General features: G+C 34.8%; 21 protein-coding genes. 19 read left to right on the forward strand and 2 right to left on the reverse strand.

Annotated elements, in window-relative coordinates; genetic code table 11:
* Positions 1–16 precede the first annotated feature (16 nt).
* From gcvH to tsaB, 19 genes are all read left to right on the forward strand, one after another.
* The gene (gcvH, locus tag KO493_RS07370) at positions 17–397 is read left to right on the forward strand and encodes a glycine cleavage system protein GcvH (RefSeq protein WP_216067301.1); all 381 of its coding nucleotides are present in this window, start codon (positions 17–19) and stop codon (positions 395–397) included.
* Positions 369–758, forward strand: a complete 390-nt coding sequence (locus KO493_RS07375; protein ID WP_216067302.1) for a VanZ family protein — start codon at positions 369–371, stop codon at positions 756–758. Before gcvH ends, KO493_RS07375 begins: the two co-directional genes overlap by 29 nt.
* 71 nt (positions 759–829) lie before the next feature.
* Positions 830–1,549, forward strand: a complete 720-nt coding sequence (locus KO493_RS07380; protein WP_216067303.1) for an energy transducer TonB — start codon at positions 830–832, stop codon at positions 1,547–1,549.
* Between the two features lie 141 nt (positions 1,550–1,690).
* Positions 1,691–2,482, forward strand: a complete 792-nt coding sequence (locus KO493_RS07385; RefSeq protein ID WP_216067304.1) for an energy transducer TonB — start codon at positions 1,691–1,693, stop codon at positions 2,480–2,482.
* A gap of 192 nt (positions 2,483–2,674) precedes the next feature.
* A complete protein-coding gene (locus tag KO493_RS07390; RefSeq protein WP_216067305.1) occupies positions 2,675–4,774 on the forward strand; it encodes a gliding motility protein RemB in 2,100 nt (699 codons plus the stop codon).
* 109 nt (positions 4,775–4,883) lie between these two features.
* Positions 4,884–5,777, forward strand: a complete 894-nt coding sequence (gene cyoE / locus KO493_RS07395) for a heme o synthase (protein WP_216067306.1) — start codon at positions 4,884–4,886, stop codon at positions 5,775–5,777.
* Positions 5,778–5,779: 2 nt separating this feature from the next.
* Positions 5,780–6,361 (forward strand): cytochrome c oxidase subunit 3, encoded by a 582-nt coding sequence (locus KO493_RS07400; protein WP_216067307.1) that lies wholly within the window; start codon positions 5,780–5,782, stop codon positions 6,359–6,361.
* 151 nt (positions 6,362–6,512) lie between these two features.
* The gene (locus KO493_RS07405) at positions 6,513–7,496 is read left to right on the forward strand and encodes a cytochrome c oxidase subunit 3 (RefSeq protein ID WP_216067308.1); all 984 of its coding nucleotides are present in this window, start codon (positions 6,513–6,515) and stop codon (positions 7,494–7,496) included.
* A 93-nt stretch (positions 7,497–7,589) separates the two neighbouring features.
* Positions 7,590–7,970, forward strand: coding sequence for a cytochrome C oxidase subunit IV family protein (locus KO493_RS07410; RefSeq protein ID WP_216067309.1), 381 nt, complete (start codon positions 7,590–7,592; stop codon positions 7,968–7,970).
* Positions 7,971–8,093: 123 nt separating this feature from the next.
* A complete protein-coding gene (locus KO493_RS07415; RefSeq protein WP_216067310.1) occupies positions 8,094–8,816 on the forward strand; it encodes a hypothetical protein in 723 nt (240 codons plus the stop codon).
* Complete coding sequence (locus KO493_RS07420; RefSeq protein ID WP_216067311.1) at positions 8,803–9,546, forward strand: SCO family protein; 744 nt, start codon at positions 8,803–8,805, stop codon at positions 9,544–9,546. The genes KO493_RS07415 and KO493_RS07420 overlap by 14 nt, the downstream gene beginning before the upstream one ends.
* A 23-nt stretch (positions 9,547–9,569) precedes the next feature.
* Positions 9,570–10,106 (forward strand): DUF420 domain-containing protein, encoded by a 537-nt coding sequence (locus tag KO493_RS07425; protein WP_216067312.1) that lies wholly within the window; start codon positions 9,570–9,572, stop codon positions 10,104–10,106.
* 10 nt (positions 10,107–10,116) lie between these two features.
* Positions 10,117–10,335, forward strand: a complete 219-nt coding sequence (locus KO493_RS07430; RefSeq protein ID WP_216067313.1) for a hypothetical protein — start codon at positions 10,117–10,119, stop codon at positions 10,333–10,335.
* A gap of 85 nt (positions 10,336–10,420) precedes the next feature.
* Positions 10,421–11,122, forward strand: coding sequence for an ABC transporter ATP-binding protein (locus tag KO493_RS07435; protein WP_216067314.1), 702 nt, complete (start codon positions 10,421–10,423; stop codon positions 11,120–11,122).
* Positions 11,115–12,344, forward strand: a complete 1,230-nt coding sequence (locus tag KO493_RS07440; RefSeq protein ID WP_216067315.1) for an ABC transporter permease — start codon at positions 11,115–11,117, stop codon at positions 12,342–12,344. The genes KO493_RS07435 and KO493_RS07440 overlap by 8 nt, the downstream gene beginning before the upstream one ends.
* A 2-nt stretch (positions 12,345–12,346) precedes the next feature.
* Positions 12,347–13,591, forward strand: coding sequence for an ABC transporter permease (locus KO493_RS07445; RefSeq protein WP_216067316.1), 1,245 nt, complete (start codon positions 12,347–12,349; stop codon positions 13,589–13,591).
* Positions 13,592–13,603: 12 nt separating this feature from the next.
* Positions 13,604–14,734 (forward strand): efflux RND transporter periplasmic adaptor subunit, encoded by a 1,131-nt coding sequence (locus KO493_RS07450; RefSeq protein WP_216067317.1) that lies wholly within the window; start codon positions 13,604–13,606, stop codon positions 14,732–14,734.
* 2 nt (positions 14,735–14,736) lie between these two features.
* A complete protein-coding gene (locus KO493_RS07455) occupies positions 14,737–16,065 on the forward strand; it encodes a TolC family protein (RefSeq protein WP_216067318.1) in 1,329 nt (442 codons plus the stop codon).
* Position 16,066: 1 nt separating this feature from the next.
* Positions 16,067–16,747 (forward strand): tRNA (adenosine(37)-N6)-threonylcarbamoyltransferase complex dimerization subunit type 1 TsaB, encoded by a 681-nt coding sequence (tsaB, locus tag KO493_RS07460; RefSeq protein WP_252723178.1) that lies wholly within the window; start codon positions 16,067–16,069, stop codon positions 16,745–16,747.
* On the opposite strand, the gene KO493_RS07465 is transcribed toward tsaB, so the two are convergent.
* Together KO493_RS07465 and KO493_RS07470 are read right to left on the reverse strand one after the other, a co-directional pair.
* Complete coding sequence (locus tag KO493_RS07465; RefSeq protein WP_216067594.1) at positions 16,744–17,559, reverse strand: mechanosensitive ion channel family protein; 816 nt, start codon at positions 17,557–17,559, stop codon at positions 16,744–16,746. The two genes, tsaB and KO493_RS07465, sit on opposite strands and share 4 nt — an antisense overlap.
* Before the next feature lie 289 nt (positions 17,560–17,848).
* Entirely contained in the window at positions 17,849–19,312 is a 1,464-nt protein-coding gene (locus KO493_RS07470; RefSeq protein WP_216067319.1) for a glutamate synthase subunit beta, read from the reverse strand.
* Between the last annotated feature and the right edge of the window lie 2 nt (positions 19,313–19,314).

Raw genomic sequence — 19,314 nt, forward strand, 5'->3', positions numbered from 1 at the left:
ACTTAAAATATTAGAGATGAACATTCCTTCAGAATTAAAGTACACTAAAGATCACGAATGGGTTAAATTGGAAGGCGATATTGCTACAATAGGCGTTACAGATTTTGCACAAAGTGAATTAGGGGATATTGTATATGTGGAGGTTGAGACTCTAGATGAAACGTTAGACGCAGATGAAATTTTTGGAACTGTAGAAGCTGTTAAAACGGTATCTGATTTATTTTTACCGCTATCTGGTGAAATTATAGAGTTTAATGAATCGTTAGAAGATGAGCCTGAAAATGTAAATTCAGACCCTTATGGTGCAGGATGGATGATTAAGGTGAAATGTTCAGATCTTTCTCAAGCAGAAAGCTTAATGTCTGCCGATGATTATAAAGCGCTTATTGGTGCTTAAAATCATCGTTCCCGTTGCTACAGTTGGCTATACCGTATTGCTAGCAACAGTTTGTCTTATCACTCTTAATGATCTACCAGATGTTGGTGTTTCCTTTGGTGACAAGATTTTTCATTTTTTAGCTTACGGACTGTTAACCATGTTGTGGTTTGCGACTTTCTTTTTTAATTTCAATTTTAAAGAAAAACAAGCAATTTGGTATGCCTTAATTTTGGCAGTGTCTTTTGGTATACTTATTGAGGTACTGCAAGATACAATGACAGTTTCTAGAGCTTTGGATGTTTATGATATGGTCGCCAACACAATTGGTGCCTTGTTAGCATCTTTGTTACTAATGGTTAAAAACAAAATCCTGCGTTAAAAACTTTTGAAACGCTTGTTATTTTGGTAAATAAATAGTTATTTTAGCAATCTTGATAAACGAATTAAATTATGGAACTTAAAAAAAATCCTAAAGCAAATGTTGGACGTAACAGTTCATTATACTTTGCAGTTGGTCTAGCGTTAATGCTATTTCTTACAAATTATGCAATAAACTATAAAACCTACGATAAGGAGGATATAGATATTGGAATGGTTAGTATGGATGAGGAATTAGAAGAAGATATTCCATTAACAGAGCAAATACAAACTCCACCACCGCCACCACCGCCACCTGCAGCACCTGAGGTTATCGAAATTGTAGAAGATGAGGTTGAGGTTGAAGAAACAGTAATCGAATCTACGGAGGTAGACCAAGAAACTGAAATCGTAGAGGTTGAAGAAGTAGTGGTTGAAGAAGTAGAGGAAGATGCTGATGTACCATTTTCAGTTATTGAAAACGTACCCGTTTTTCCAGGATGTGAAAAAGGTAGCAACAATGAGAAAAGAGATTGTATGTCTAAAAAGATTTCTCAATTTGTAAATAAAAAATTCAATACAGAGTTAGCGAGTGAGTTAGGGTTATCAGGAAGACAACGTATTAATGTGATTTTCAAGATTGACAAAACAGGATCAATTACTGGTGTAAGAGCTAGAGCGCCTCACCCAGGATTAGAAAAAGAAGCTGCGCGTGTAATTAACTTATTACCTAAAATGAAGCCTGGAAAGCAACGTGGTAAACCGGTAAACGTTCCATATTCTTTACCTATTATTTTCCAAGTTCAAGATTAAATCCTATAGCTTAAATTAGAACTATTAGAGTTCTTTAAAGCTTAAATATAAAATCCCGTTACATTTTAATGTAACGGGATTTCTTTTTTGGTACGCTTCTTGTGATTTTATCATAATATTAACATAAAATCTATATTTATTATGAGTGATCAAAAGAAAACTCACGAACTCATTCGGCAAAATGAGAAATTCGTGAAAAAATCACAGAAGCATGATGCTAATTTACGAAAAAACACCATGATTTATTTTCAGGTGGGATTAATTATGTGTTTGCTTGTAGTGTTTGCATTGTTGGAAATGAATTTTGAAACAACGATACCTAGCTACAAAGACGATTTACCTCCCATCAAGGAGGTTGTATGGGTTGATGTGCCATTAATTAAAACAGTAGTTCCTGAGGTGCCGAGAGAACCTGTTAAGGAAAGAAGTAAAAAAGAACCCTTAACTTTTGAAGTCATAGAAGATGATGAACCAGATGTTCCATTTAAGGATGAGGTTGTAAAAAAGGAAGAGCCAGTAGTTTTAAATCCCGGTGCCTTAATTCCATTGGTTGAGAAACCAACGGATGAAGCGCCAGTTCCTTTTGCAATCATTGAGGATGCACCTATATATCCTGGTTGTGAAAATTCAAAAGGCAATCTAGCTCGAAAGAAGTGCATGTCTGAGAAAATCTCCATGCTTATGCGTAGAAAATTTGATGGAAGTGCTATAGCAACAGATTATGGGTTAACGGGAAGGCAAAGAATTAATGTGCAGTTTACAATCGATAAGACAGGGCATGTAACCAATGTTAAAACCCGCGCTCCACATCCAAAACTTAAAAAGGAGGCGGAGCGTGTTATAAAAATTATTCCAAAAATGAAGCCAGGACGACAGCGTGATAAAAATGTAGGTGTTATTTACACGTTGCCTATTGTGTTCCAGGTACAGTAGATTATATTCAGAAACCGTTATCTTTAATTAGGATAGCGGTTTTTTTGTGCTGCTAATACCGTTTCTGCTTTTAATTTATTGGCGGAAATTAAAAGTAGAAATGGTATAATTTACTTTAAAGGTTTAACTTTAAATTAAGAATATAAAAAATATAGTATCTTTCGTCTCTAAAACCATTCGAACCCAATAAGCATGAAGCAATTCATTGTCCTACTCCTTCTTATAGTTCAGCATTATAGTTTTGCTCAGCAACCATTTTCAAAAGAGAAACCTCCGGTTTTTACTGAATGTGAATCGGTTGCCATAGATGCACTTCAACAATGTTTTGATCAAAGTGTTTTCGATCATATCTACAATAATTTTAAGGTGCCAGAACGTGTTTATAAGGAGGACTATAAAGGAGAAGTGGTGGTGCTTTTTGAAGTAGACACTTTAGGAGCTTTTCGTGTCATTTACATTGATGCTTTTTATGAAGAGTTGAAGGAAGAAACCATTCGAGTTTTTTCAGAATTCCCAAGGGTGAAGCCAGCAACACATAACTCAAGAAATACGTTTAAGCAATATTCCTTTCCTATACAAATCCCTTTGGTAAATCAAAAAGTGACTTCCCAGGATTTAGCAAAAGTTAATAAAATAAGTGCTTTAGAAGCAAAAGCAAAACGTGAATTCGATAGTGTAACAGCAAGAACGATTCGGTTTGATAAACCTAACTACAAGAGTCAGTTAAATATTCCCTTTGTACATAGTCAATATGCAAAGTTTGACAAAGAGATGAATCTTGTGGGTACCAATAGTCACACTGGGGCGAAACCTTTTATTTATTCTGAAGTAGCCAAGTATTACGATTTCAATGCTGAAAATGAAAAATTACTTCAGGATAGAAAAACGTGGGTAGGACGTAAGCTTTGGAATGAACATTTTGTAGAACTTCAAACTGCTAATTATTGGTTTACAATCGATCCCGTTTTTGATCTTCAAGTTGGTAAAGATACCGATGCCGATTTCAGTTATACTTATAATAATACTAGAGGGCTTGTAGTTCAGGGTGGTTTTGGAGATAAATTTAGTTTCTATACCTCCTTTTTAGAAAGCCAAGGGCGTTTTGCCGATTACTTTAATCGCTATGCGGAAACCCTAAAAGGGTTTGGTCCAGATCCAGCAATTATCCCTGGAAGAGGGATTGCCAAACGCTATAAAACGGATGCATACGATTATCCTGTAGCCGAGGCTTACTTGTCTTATACACCATCAAATTATTTTAATTTTCAGTTTGGTCATGGTAAAAATTTTATAGGAGATGGTTATCGTTCTTTGGTTTTAAGTGATGTTGCAAGTCCGCACCCTTTTTTCAAAATAAACACGACTTTTTGGAAAATGAAATATACAAACACATGGATGTGGTTAACCGATGTGCGTCCTGAGGTGGTCGAGGATAAAGCTTTTAAGAGAAAGTATATTGGTAATCACTTTTTAAGTTGGAATGTCTCTAAACGTTTAAATGTAGGGCTTTTTGAATCTGTTGTTTGGGATAATTCTAACAATAGAGGCTTTGATATTAATTACTTAAACCCAATTATATTTTATAGAGCTGTAGAGTTTGAAACAGGACAAGGTGCTGGAAATGCGCTTATGGGAGCTACAGCAAAGTATAAATGGAATGACAATATTAATATTTATGGTCAATTTATTTTAGATGAATTTTCTCTTGGTGATATTACTGGAGGAGAAAAGAGTTATAAGAACAAATATGGCTATCAATTGGGTATTAAATATTACGATGCCTTTAAAGTTGATAATTTATTACTTCAATTTGAATATAATCGCGTACGTCCTTATACCTATTCACATAATACCATTGTTTTAAATTATGCGCATAGTAGTCAATCTATGGCACATTTATGGAATTCGAATTTTAGTGAGGCTATTATAATTGGACGTTATCATTACAATCGCTGGTTTGCTAATGCTAAACTTATTTTTGGGGTTCGTGGTTTCGATTTTGATGATGGGGTTGACGATTTTAGTTACGGTGGAGATATTTATCGAGATTATTTTGATCGTCCGTTTGATACCGGTGTGGAAATAGGGCAAGGTATTAAAACCAATATCTTCAACGGAAACTTTCAAGCGGGGTATTTGTTAAATGCTGCTTCAAATATGAAGATTTTTGGTGATGTGACCTTTAGGGATTTTGATCCCAATGCAACGACATCTACCACCTATAAAAACAATACCGTATGGTTTACTTTTGGTGTGCGATCGGATTTGTTTAATTGGTATTTCGATTTTTAATAAAGCTTCTGCTTTTTGCTGTTGCTATTTTAACTTTATTCGGCTTGCTAAAATGCTTTTATAGAGTATCTTTGCACTCGCATTAGCAAAACCATCAACAAAGTTTACATTGAGTCGCTCCAATACAGCCATAAAAGAACCTACAGTTATTTCCGATTTTAAAGAAATCACCAAGATGCGCTTGTCTTTAAGTGTGGTGTTTTCTTCTCTTGCTGGGTATTTATTGGGGGTGGATATTATCGATTTAAAAGTACTTACTTTACTTGCATTTGGCGGTTATTTTATGGTTGGTGCTTCTAATGCTTTCAATCAAATTATTGAAAAGGATTTAGATGCGTTGATGGATCGTACTAAAAATAGACCCATTCCTGCGGGACGCATGTCTGTAAAAACGGCCTTCGTTATTGCTTCCATCTTTACTTTATTAGGTATAATCATTTTATACACGATCAACAAACAAACAGCTATGTTTGGTGCGATTTCTATATTTCTGTATACCTGTGTTTATACACCCCTAAAAACTAAAACACCAATTTCGGTTTTTGTAGGTGCTATTCCTGGAGCCATACCTTTTATGTTAGGTTGGGTAGCGGCTACAAATAATTTTGGTATAGAACCAGGTACGCTTTTTGCCCTACAATTTTTTTGGCAATTCCCACACTTTTGGGCTATTGGTTGGTTTTTGTTTGAAGATTATAAAAAAGGAGGTTTCTTTATGTTGCCTACAGGTAAACAAGATAAAGGAACGGCCGTACAAGTTATTATGTATACGATTTGGACTATAATCGTGTCTGTTATTCCTGTATTCGGCTTTACAGGAGAATTAAAATTGTCTATAGTAGCTGCTGTAATTGTATTCTTATTCGGGTTATTTATGCTGCATTACGCTGTGAGATTGTTTCGAGAAATGACCGAAAAGGCAGCCAGACAACTAATGTTAGCTAGTGTGTCTTACATTACTTTAATTCAAATTGTTTATGTTTTAGATAAATTTTTACGATAACCATGGATTTAACGCAAGGGACTAAAGAAGAAAAAATTGGCAGAGCAAAAAAGATGATGCTTTGGTTTGGTATCATTTCATTAGTGATGTCTTTTGCTGGTTGGACCAGTGCTTTCGTGGTAAGTAGTAGTAGACCCGATTGGTTAAAAGACTTCCAATTGCCTAGTGCCTTTTTAATTAGTACTGCAGTTATTGTATTAAGTAGCATCACATTTATTTTAGCCAAAAAAGCACTTAAAGCAGGTTCTTCAAAAGGAACGCTATTGTGGTTACTAACCACCCTAGTTTTAGGAATTATATTTATTTACAATCAGTTTTCAGGGTTTCAGCAAATTATTGATTTGGGCTATAATTTTACGGGACCGACAAGTAATGTAACCATGTCTTACATTTATTTAATTGCATTGGTACACATTGTACACGTGCTTGTGGGACTCATTTGTTTATTGGTTGTAATTTTTAATCAAATTAAACAGAAGTACAGTGCAACCAATATGTTAGGATTTGAATTGGCCGTTACTTTTTGGCATTTCATTGATATTCTATGGGTTTACCTCTTTTTATTCCTATACTTTGTAAGGTAATACGATTCTTTTTTTGGGTTTTTTGATAATTTTAACGCTTAAACCACAGTGAAACTGATATTTATCATAGTTTAAAATTTCAAGGTGTATATTTCGTCAGATGAATAAAATGATTATTTTTGTGCAACTTTATAAATAACAACCATTATATATGAGTACTACAGTTGTAAACGCTGGACCAGACAACCAAACTTGGACAGGGGGTAACGAGCCTTTAAAAGCAAGTTATGGAAAAATGATGATGTGGTTTTTCATCGTTTCAGATGCATTAACGTTTTCAGGGTTCTTAGCAGCCTACGGATTTTCAAGATTTAAATTTATCGATTCATGGCCTATCGCCGATGAAGTTTTTACTCACTTTCCATTTTTACATGGTGTAGATGCACCAATGTATTATGTGGCTTTTATGACATTTGTTCTTATTATGTCGTCTGTAACTATGGTATTAGCCGTAGATGCAGGTCACCATTTGAATAAAAGTAAAGTAACCATTTACATGTTCTTAACCATTATAGGTGGTTTAATTTTCGTGGGTTCTCAAGCTTGGGAGTGGAATACATTTATTAAAGGTGAGTACGGCGCAGTAAAAACTAAAGGTGGAAACATTTTACAATTTGTGGATACTGAAGGACATCGTGTTGCTATTGGTGATTTTGCTATTGCAGATGCTCATGCAGAACGTGTGCAACAAGAGAACAAAAATGGTTTGTGGTTTGTTTCCGAAGGGTCTTTACCAAGTTTTACTGTTGAAGAAGTGTTAAGCGGTTTAAAAGCAAATGATCATGTTTTAGTGAGAACTCAAAAATTAACTGAGGAAGGACATAAAACAGTGTTGTCTAGAGATGAATCAATCAAATTAATACAAACTTACGGTGTAAAGGTTGTAGAAGGCGCTAATCTTCAAGAGAATGAATATGGTTCTCCTTTATTTGCTGACTTCTTTTTCTTTATTACAGGATTTCACGGATTTCACGTATTTTCAGGTGTGATATTAAATATCATTATTTTCTTCAACGTTGTTGTTGGAACTTACGAAAGACGTAAAAGTTACGAGATGGTTGAAAAGGTTGGTTTATACTGGCACTTTGTCGATTTAGTATGGGTATTTGTATTTACATTCTTCTACCTAGTTTAATTGAATTACATTTAATTTTCATTTCCTAGAAGTAGGAAATCTAATCATAATTTATTTTTCATTCCTTAAGTAAGGAATCTAAAACACAAAAAAATGGCACACGAACATAAGTTAGAAATTTTTAGAGGCGCATTAAAATTCAAATCAAATACTCAAAAAATTTGGGGAGTTTTAATATTCTTAACGATTGTTACTGTAATAGAAGTAATTCTTGGTATTATTAAACCAGAAATTTTAATGGGTCAAGTTTTAGGGATGAAAGCTCTAAACTGGATTTTTATCATTCTAACCATAGTGAAAGCTTATTATATTACTTGGGACTTCATGCACATGCGTGACGAAACGCCTGGTTTAAGACGTGCTGTAGTATGGACAGGAATATTTCTAATTGCTTACCTAGTTTTTATCTTATTACAAGAAGGTGGGTATGTATTCGATGTATACGATAACGGATATATCAAAAGAGATTTTTAAAGATTATTAACTGTAGCTATTTGGCATACAGATTAAGTGTTAAATAAAGATGTAAAGGTGGTTTTTTAACCACCTTTTTCTATTTTTGCGCCGCTGTAAAAGCAAATAAAAAGACTATTTTCAATGGATTATAAAAAAGTAAGTAGATACGTGATTTTAGGAGTGTTATTCTTTCTTCCCGTGACTTTTTTGTTGTTTTTGTATCCAGCCACACACCATTATCAGCCACTTGATATTGTAAACGAATCGGTTATAGATTTAAATCAATTCACCTCAGATTCAGAGGAGAAAGTACTTTTAAAAGACCATATTACCATACTTGGCTTTTTGGGAGTAAACCCGATAGACCAAACCATTGCCGCATCGAACCTAAAAGAATTGGTTTACGACAAGTTTAAGGGCTTTAAAGGCTTTCAAATAGTAATCCTTATGCCTTACGGCACCGAGGAAGCTGTTAAAGGTTTAAAGGCCGAAATTAGCTCTTATGAAGATTTAAGATTCTGGCATTTTGTATTTGGAACGCCTAGCGACATAAAACGTGTGTTTTTTAGCTTGAAAAGTAGAGAAGACTTGAGGCCCGATTTATCCACAGATTTTATTTTTATAGTGGATAAAGATTTAAACCAGCGCGGACGCCTAGACGATAGAACCGATAGAGAGCTTGAAAAAAACAGCCCTGTGTATACTTTAAATTCATACGATTGTATTGAAGTGGCCGAAATAAAAAATAAAATGAGCGACGATTTGCGCATTGTTTTTACAGAGTACAGACAAAAACGAAAAGGCGAATTTAATTCGGATACCAGACGCGCTAACGATTTAAATACTCAAGATGAAGAAAAATAATTATTCATACATAGGCATAGCTTTCATTATTCTCGTTTTTGGTATACTTTTTATTCCGAAAATTGTTGATAGAATTACTAACGAAGATGTGATTAGAAATGAAAGTCGGAGTGATTTAGCCTCCGAAAAAACAAGGCGCACTTCAGATTTAAGTTTTATTGAAATCAATGAAGAAGCCAAAAAAGTGCCTGCGTTTTCATTTACCGATCATAAAGGCAAAACCATTACAAATAAAGATTACGACGGTAAAGTTTATGTTGTAGAGTTCTTTTTTACGACTTGTCCAACAATTTGTCCGCGTATGAATGCAAACTTGATTCAAATTCAAAATGCCTTTGAAGGTTTTGATGATTTTGGCGTAGCATCATTCACCATAAATCCAGATTATGATACCCAGGAGGTATTAAACGCTTACGCGGAAACTTACGGCATCACAAATCCCAATTGGCATTTAATGACTGGCGATAAAGAAGCCATCTATAAATTATCGAACGAAGGTTTTAATTTATATAGTGCTGAAGATGCCGATGTGGTTGGTGGTTTTGAACATTCAGGGAATTTTGCGCTCATTGATAAAAATGGTTTTATCCGTTCAAGAAAAGATGAATTCGGAAATCCTATTATCTATTATCGAGGCGTGGTTTCAGAAAAAGAACAAATTGATGAAGATGGTGTTCAAGAAGAAATTACTGCACTAAAAGCTGATATTAAAAAATTATTAAACGAATAAATAGAATAACCGAGCCCAACACCATGAGTCAAGAACATCAAGTTTTAAACGAAAAGAAATACAATAAGCTAATTATCGCCTTGTCTGTAGTAATTCCTGTAGTTGTGGCTGTTTTGTTCGGCGTAAAAATTCCTAATGTAGAGCCCTTATCTTTTTTGCCGCCAATTTACGCCTCAACCAATGCGCTTACTGCTTTAATTTTGGTATTGGCATTTATGGCGATTCAGAGAAAAAAGGTAAAACTACATAGGCAACTCATGACGACTGCAATTGTGCTTTCAACTTTGTTCTTGGTGATGTATGTCGCCTATCATATGACGAGTGATTCTACCAAGTTTGGCGGGGAAGGTTTTCTTAAGTATTTTTATTATTTCATATTAATAACACACATCATTTTATCAATAGTCGTTATTCCATTTGTGCTTATTACGTTTGTTAGAGGAATTACCAATAACATTGAGAAGCATAAAAAAATCGCGCGAATTACTTTTCCGCTATGGTTGTATGTTGCCATAACAGGAGTTGTTGTTTATATCATGATTTCTCCATATTACGTTTAAGCTATTTTTTATGAAAACACGTCTTGTTTTAATCGTTTTTACGCTTTTTAGTTTTTTTTATGGGCAGGCACAGTGTGCCATGTGTCGTGCTGTTTTAGAAAGTGAAGAAGGGCAATCAACCGCTGAAGGTATTAACGACGGTATTGTGTATCTTATGGCTTTTCCTTATATTTTAGTAGCAGGCATGATTTATTTTGTCTATAGAAAATATAATACGTTAAAGAAATAACAATTAATTTTTTTACCGATAATTGTAACATTTCTTTGTATAGATAGTCTTACTATAAAGCTATTACCAAAAAATACTTTTAGAAATGTTGAAAATTAACCAGCTTCATAAATCCTATAAAATAGGAGATTCCAGTTTACATGTATTAAAAGGTATCGATCTCTCTGTTGAAGAAGGTGAAATGGTAGCCATAATGGGCTCTTCCGGTTCAGGGAAATCAACACTACTTAACATTATCGGTATGCTAGATGAAGCCGACGAAGGTGAATATATTCTTGATGGCCTTCCCATAAAAAACCTTACCGAAAAAAAAGCGGCAGTTTATAGAAATAAATTTTTAGGGTTTATTTTTCAATCCTTCAACTTGATAAATTATAAAAATGCTTTAGAAAATGTGGCGTTACCATTATACTATCAAGGTTTAAAACGTAAAGCGCGTTTAGAAAAGGCATCATATCACTTAGAAAAAGTAGGACTCTCGGCATGGGCGCATCATTTGCCTAAGGAACTTTCCGGAGGACAAAAACAACGTGTTGCCATTGCAAGGGCATTAGCCGCAAATCCAAAATTACTTTTAGCCGATGAACCTACAGGGGCTTTAGATACTAAAACGTCTCATGAAATTATGGCTTTTATTCAGCATTTAAATGATGAAGGCAAAACCATTTTAATGGTAACGCATGAGGAGGATATTGCCAATATGTGCAAACGTATCGTACGCTTAAGAGATGGCGTCATACTAGAAGACACCAAAGTAGAACAGGTTAGAGCAGAGCAATATGTTTGATATCGATCTTTGGCGCGAAATATTTCAGAGTATCAATAAAAACAGAACGCGAAGTTTAATGTCTGGTTTTACTGTAGCTTTTGCCATTTTACTTTTTGCTATTCTGTTTGGTATTGCAAATGGTTTAAAAAACACATTTAAAGAAGCTTTTGGTACCGATGCTAATAACTCCATCATTATTTTTCCAGGAAAAACAACTAAGGCTTATAAGGGGCTTCAGGCAGGCAGGAAAATTCAATTTAAGAACGAGGATAGAGCGTTAATAAAAGAAAAGTATGGTGATAAAGTGCAGTTTATTACTTCTAAAGTAAATAAAAGTATTAGTGCTTCTTTTAGAGGAAAAAAGAATGATTATGAACTTCGTGGCGTTTATCCTGAGTATATGTTTATCGAGAATAATGTCGTTAAATCAGGGCGCTATATCAATCAAAATGACCTAAATAACAATGCAAAAGTTGTGGTTATTGGAAAGGTTGTAGAAGATGAATTGTTCTACAGAGAAAATCCTATAGGAAAGTATATAAACCTTAGCGGAATTCAATATAAAATTGTTGGAGTGTTTACCGACGATGAAGGCGATAGTGAAGAGAGTGTTATTTACATGCCCATTACCACAACTCAGTTTGTATATGGGAATAATGATTTTGTAGATTTATTGCACTTAACCTATAATCCCGAAATGAGTAATGATCAAGCCTTAGCGTTTGGTAACTCCATTACAAAGGTTTTAAAAGATAAATTTGACGTGGCCAGAAATGACCAACGTGCCATTAGAATGTGGAACATGGCAGAAGGTACTAAGCAGGTCGAATTAATGACTACAAGTTTAACTATGATTATTTTAGTAATAGGTTTTGGAACCTTGATTGCCGGAATTGTGGGCATTAGTAACATCATGATTTTTGTGGTGAAAGAACGCACGAAAGAAATAGGCATTCGAAAAGCTTTAGGAGCCACACCGCGTTCTATTGTATCCATTATTTTAATTGAATCTATTATTATTACGACCATAGCTGGATATGTTGGACTTCTAATAGGTGTTGGCGTGTTAGAACTTATTGGGCCTAGTCTTGAGGTTTACTTCATAAAAGACCCTGGCGTTAGTAATAGTTTGGTTTTTGGAGCCACGCTGACTTTGATTATTGCCGGAGCCATTGCAGGTTATTTGCCAGCAAAAAAAGCATCACAGATTAAACCAATTATAGCCCTAAGAAACGATTAATTATGCTTAGATTTTTATTCGATAGAGATACCTGGCAAGAAGTTTTCGATAGCTTAAGTAAAAATAAACTTAGGTCTATTCTTACTATGGTAGGTGTTTGGTGGGGTATCCTGCTTTTAATTGGTTTGTTAGGCTCGGCTAGAGGACTAGAAAACTCATTTAACAGACTCTTCGGAAGCTTTGCTACAAACAGTGTTTTTGTATGGGGCCAAAGCACGGGAATGCCTTTTAAAGGTTTTCAAGAAGGCAGACGCGTAAAATTATCACTTACCGATGCTAAAAAAATTGAAGATAATGTTGAAGGGATAGAGTTTGTACTTCCTAGGAGTCAACAGTCCACTTTAATTACTAGAAACTTCTTATCAGGTAGTTTTAAAATGGCAGGGGATTATCCTTTACTAGATCAATTACAGAAGAAAAAGTTAATTCATGGACGTTTTATTAATCAGAATGATATAAACGATAGGAAAAAAATCGCTGTCATTTCTGAAGATGCTTACAAGCAACTCTTCGAAGTAGATGAAGACCCAATTGGAAAATACATTGAAGTAAACGGCATCAATTTTAAGGTGGTCGGTATGTTCGAAACCGGTAATGTGAATATGGGACCTTCAACAGATGTTCATATACCATTTACTACTTTTCAGCAAATATATAACCGCGGTGATGAAATTGGTTGGATGATGATTACAGGAAAACCGGAATATAACATCAAGCAGATTGAAGAGGATTCTAAATTGTTATTAAAGAACTTAAATCACATACACCCAGATGATTCCAGAGCTTTTGGTAGTTTTAATCTAGGGAAGGAGTTTGCTAAAATGACGGGCTTTTTAACTGGAATGCAATTTTTAACTTGGTTTGTTGGGATTGCCACCTTAATAGCAGGTGTTTTTGCTATTGGAAACATCCTTTTGATTACTGTTAAGGAACGTACCAAGGAAATTGGATTAAGAAGAGCGTTAGGGGCTACACCTTTCGAGATTAAAAGGCAAATTGTAGTGGAGGCCGTTTTTATCACCTTAGTCGCAGGATTATTCGGAATCATATCTGGAGGCTGGATATTAATTGCACTAGATCACTTTTTCGGTCAAGGTGATGATGCCGCCATAGTCAATGCTTCGGTATCAATTTCGGTTGTTTTTGCAGCACTACTCATACTCGTAATTTTAGGAACATTAATTGGCCTTATTCCAGCAACTAAGGCCACAAGTATAAAACCAATTGAAGCATTAAGAGAAGAATAAATTAACAACACAATGAATAAAACCGTAAAAATTATTTTAGCCATAGTCGTTATTGTACTATTAGCTTTTGTCTTGAAGTATTTTAAAGACTCCAACTCTAAAGATATTACAGAGTATAAGGTCGAGGAGCCATTTTTCACTTCTATCAATACCAAAGCCGTGGCTACAGGAAAGTTAAATCCAGAGGAAGAGATTGAATTAAAACCACAGATTTCAGGGATTGTAGATGAAATTATGGTGGAAGAAGGAGACATTGTCAAGAAAGGTGATTTAATCGCAACGATTCGTGTGGTGCCTAACGAGCAAAATTTAGTGAGTGCTAAAAGTAGAATAACAACCGCCAAATTATCTTTTGAAAACTCGAAAATATTATACGATAGAAATAAAAGTTTATTTGATAAAGGTGTTATCTCGAAACAAGATTTTGAAAACAGCGAATTATCTTTCAGGCAAGCTAAAGAGTCTTTTCATCAGGCGCAAAACGATTATCAGATTATTAAACGAGGGTCTGTTTCTGGTGGAAACTCGGCAAATACAAGTATTGTTGCTCAAATTTCAGGAACTATTTTGGAAATCCCTGTACGTGAAGGAAATCAAGTTATTGAAAGTAATAACTTCAATGACGGAACAACCATTGCTACGATTGCAGACATGAGTAAAATGATTTTTGAAGGGAAAGTTGATGAGGCTGAAGTTGGAAAAATACAAGAAGGAAAAGCCATTAAAGTGGTGTTAGGGGCGATTCAAGATAAAGAATATCCTGCAAAATTAACTTTTGTTGCACCTAAAGGTGTTGAAGAAAACGGTGCTGTACAGTTTACCATAAAAGCTGATGTGAAAATTGATTTAGAATCGAATATAAGAGCAGGATATAGTGCGAATGCTGAAATAGATTTAGAGAATAAGGATAAGGTATTGGCAATTCGTGAAGCCCTTTTACAATACAACCGCATCACAGAAAAACCTTTTGTTGAAATTTTAGATGGTGAGAACAACTACAAAAAAGAAGATGTGGAGCTTGGTTTATCTGATGGTATCAATGTTGAAATTGTAAAAGGAGTAAAGGAAGGTGATAAGATAAAAGTTTGGAACAAAGCTTCAGAGGATAATGAAGAAGAAGGAAAAAAAGGTAAGAAACATTAATTATGAAAACACTTAAAAATAATATTATAGTCGTTTTTCTTTTTACAGCTTCTGTATCTTTTGCGCAACAAAAAATCTGGACGCTTCAAGAATGTATAGATCACGCACTAGAATACAATATTTCTGTTAGACAAGGTCAAAATAATTTGATGCAAAATGAACAGAATGTCATTGCTGCAAAAGGTCAGTTTTTACCAAGTTTAAGCGGGAGTATGGGCCATAGTACAACTTTTGGTAACGAAGAAGTTTTCTCTGGACAGTTTGTAAACAGAACTTCAAATAGTACGAATGTTGGTATTGGATTAAATCAGACCATTTTTAATGGCTTTAGACTAACCAATTTGTATAGGCAATCAAAGTTGAATTTAGAAAGCAATCAATTAGAACTTAATCGTATAAAGGATGATATTTCATTAAATGTGGTTAACGCCTATTTGAATGTGCTTTTTAATAAGGAACGTTTAGAAATAGCAAAGGCGCAACAAGGTTTTAGCACCAATCAATTAATTCAGGTTAAAGACTTGGTAGAGGCAGGGGTGCAACCAAGAGCTAATATTTATGATGCTGAAGCTACTGTAAGTTTAGATGCTCAGGAAGTGACTTTAGCAGAGAACAATTATAATTTAGCGCTATTAAGTTTATCACAGCTTTTACAAGTGTCTTATAATGGTTTTGAAGTAGCTGTTATGGATGTTGATTTGCCATCGAGTACTTTGTTGTATAATGATGTTCAACCAGTATTAGAATATGCCTTAGAAAACCGTAATGAAATTAGAGTAGCCGAAAAAAATATTGAAATTGCAAAGTTGAATTCTGAGATATCAAAAAGTGGCTATTATCCGAGTGTTTCAGGAGGTTATAATTTCGGCTCAAGTGCCTTCTTTTCAAATTTAACAGATGATGAGCTTTCCTTTTTTGATCAATTGGATGGTCAGAAATCCCATGGATTGAGAGTGAGTATTAATATTCCAATATTTTCTAGGTTTGAAAATAAAACGAATGTTGCAAAATCTAAAATTGATGAAGAAAATAGTTTGTTAAATTTAAATCAAACTAAAATCGATTTAGAATCGACTATACAACGTGCCTTTACCGATGCACAGGGGGCCTTTAAATCTTATGTAGCGTCTAAAAAAGCTTTAGATGCCCAAGAAATTGCCCTTGAAAACTCCAAAGAGCGATTTAATGCTGGTATTATTACATCTTATGATTTAGAACAAGCTCGTGTGAGATATGTAAATGCACAAGCATCATTAATAAATGCTAAATATGATTTTGTTTTTAAGACAAAAGTTTTAGACTTTTACATGGGAAAACCAATAACAGATTAATTTGAATACGTACATACTAAATATAGAGACAGCAACTACGAATTGTTCTGTGTCACTTTCAAAAGACGGGGAAACAATTGTTTTAAAGGAGGACAACGATAAAAACTATTCGCATGCTGAACGTTTACATGTTTATATTGATGCGGTTTTAAAAGAGGGACAAATTACGTCCAAGGCGCTTGCAGCCGTATCTGTAAGTAAGGGGCCAGGTTCTTATACCGGTTTACGAATTGGGGTTTCTGCGGCCAAGGGATTATGTTATGGTTTAGATAAGCCTTTAATTTCTGTGCCTACTTTAGAAGCATTGGCGCACCAAGTAAAAGCAGAAGCTGGTGTTATTGTATCGATGTTGGACGCAAGACGTATGGAGGTTTATTCAGCGATTTATAATTCAGATTATAGAGAAATACGCGAAACGCAAGCTGAAATTTTAGATGAAAGTTCTTTTAGTAAGTATCTAGAAAAAGGGCTTGTTTATTTTGTTGGTAATGGTGTTGAAAAAACAAAAACACTCATTAAGCACCCCAATGCAAGGTTTGTAGATGGTAAATTACCGTCGTCAAATGATATGGGTGCTATCGCTAATAGTAAGTATAAAAAAAGCGACACCGAAGATGTCGCTTATTTTGAACCGTATTACTTAAAAGATTTTGTGGCTCTAAAGCCGAAACCAAAGTCTTAAGCTTCTTTATGAATTTCAACTTGGTGTGGGTAAGGAATTTCAATTCCAGCCGCATCAAGTGCTTCTTTTACGTTTTCTGTAACATCGAAATATACTGTCCAATAATCGGCAGATTTACTCCATGGTCGAACTGCAAAGTTAATGGAACTATCAGCTAATTCTGAAACATTTACTGTAGGAGCTGGATCTTTTAAAACCAATGGATGTGATGTTAATACCTGCATTAAAACTTCTTTTGTTTTCTTAATATCTGAATCGTAACCAACTCCAAAGGTTAAATCTACACGTCGCGTTCCCGATGTCGTATAGTTTACAATATTCCCATTAGATAAAGTTCCGTTAGGAATGATAATTTCTTTATTCGATAAACCAGTTAGTTTAGTGGTGAAAATCGCAATTTCTTTAACTGCACCAATTTCGCCTTGTGCTTCAATTAAATCACCCAATTTAAAAGGTTTAAATATCATAATTAATACACCTCCAGCAAAGTTAGATAATGAACCTTGTAAAGCTAAACCAACTGCTAAACCTGCCGCTGCAAGAATGGCCGCAAACGAGGTGGTCTCAACTCCTAAGGTGCCTAAAGCAACAATTATTAATACAATTTTTAATCCCCAACTTGCTAGATTAGTTAAGAAGCCTTGAAGACTCTCGTCGTAATTACCTTTAGACATTACTGTCTTAATACCATTTAAGAGTTTTGAAATAATCCAAGATCCAATAATCCATATAACTATGGCTCCAAGAAGTTTAACGCCGTACTCTAGTGCTATGTCTAGCCATTTTTCAATCTCAATTTGTTCGAAATCCATCATATTGTTTAAAATTAAGTTTATTCAAAAATATCAACTATTCTGAATAAATCATGTGTTAATTGATGAAAAAAAGGTTAATTTTTGGACGAATGCTATGATTTTGAGATAGAATTACCTTAAATTTTGAATGATTTGAAGGCATTTGCGAAATCTAAATTATAGTGGGCTTTTAATTACTTAAAGATAGACAACTGATTATTTTTTGATACTTTATACGATATTATAAAAAAAGGTCGTTTAAAATACATTTTAAACGACCTCTTATATTACACTAATTTAAAATTTACTACATAGCAACTAAATCACCAGTCATATCTTTTGATGGTAAGTTTGATTTACCCATTAAATAAATATCAACTTGTCTAGCAGCTTCTCTACCTTCAGAAATAGCCCAAACAATTAATGATTGTCCGCGACGCATATCTCCAGCAGTAAAAATATGAGGTACATTGGTTTGGTATTTTCCGTATTCAGCTTTATAGTTAGAACGGGCATCTTTTTCAAGTCCTAATTTATCGGCTAAAGTAGCTTCAGGGCCTGTGAAACCAAGAGCTAATAATGCTAAGTCACATGGCCAAGTTTTTTCAGTTCCAGCAATTTCAATTAATTGTGGACGCTGGCCTGGTACCATTTTCCATTCTACATTTACAGTTTTTAAAGCCGTTAATTTTCCGTTTTCATCTTTGATGAATTCCTTGGTATTAATCAACCAGTTTCTTTCAACACCTTCTTGGTGAGACGATGAAGTTTTTAACTGCAATGGCCAGAAAGGCCAAGGTGTAGATGGTGAACGGTGTCCTGGAGGTTTCGGCATGATTTCAAAATTCACAACCGATTTTGCGCCTTGACGGTTAGAAGTACCAACACAGTCGGATCCTGTATCTCCACCACCAATAACAATAACGTTTTTATCTGTAGCTAATACTTGATCTTTAATATCTTGTCCGAAAACGACCTTTGTTTGTTGTGTTAAGAAATCCATTGCTTGAACCACACCATCGGCATCGGCACCAGTTGTTGGTAAACTTCTTCTTTCTGTTGCTCCACCACAAAGCACTACAGAATCGAATGCTTTTAAATCTTTAACATCATAATTAACACCAACATTTACGTTTGTCTTAAAAGTGATGCCTTCAGCTTCTAAAATGGCCACACGACGGTCTATAATCCCTTTTTCCATTTTGAAATTAGGGATTCCGTAACGTAATAATCCTCCGATAGCGTCATCACGTTCAAAAACAGTTACGGTGTGTCCTGCTCTATTTAATTGTTGAGCAGCAGCAAGACCAGCAGGACCAGAACCTACAATGGCTATGGTTTTTCCGGTTCTAGTTTTAGGAGGTTGAGGTTTTATCCAGCCTTCTTTAAAAGCACGTTCAACAATGCTTTTTTCAATTTCTTCAATGGCAACAGGGTCTTCGATTATACCTAATACACATGATTTTTCGCATGGTGCAGGACATAGTCTTCCTGTGAATTCAGGGAAGTTATTTGTTGAATGCAATAACCAAGAGGCTTTTTGCCATTCACCTTGGTGTACCATATGATTGAAGTCCGGAATTAGGTTTCCTAGGGGACAACCACTATGGCAAAACGGTATACCGCAATCCATGCAACGAGAACCTTGTTTCGTTTGTTCCTCTTCACTTAATGGTATCGTAAATTCTTGATAATTCTTGATACGATCCTTAACCGGTTCGTAGCTTTCATCTTGTCTTTCAAATTCTTTAAATCCAGTTACTTTTCCCATGA

This window comes from Pseudotamlana agarivorans (assembly GCF_018860245.1).
Lineage (GTDB): Bacteria > Bacteroidota > Bacteroidia > Flavobacteriales > Flavobacteriaceae > Pseudotamlana > Pseudotamlana agarivorans_A.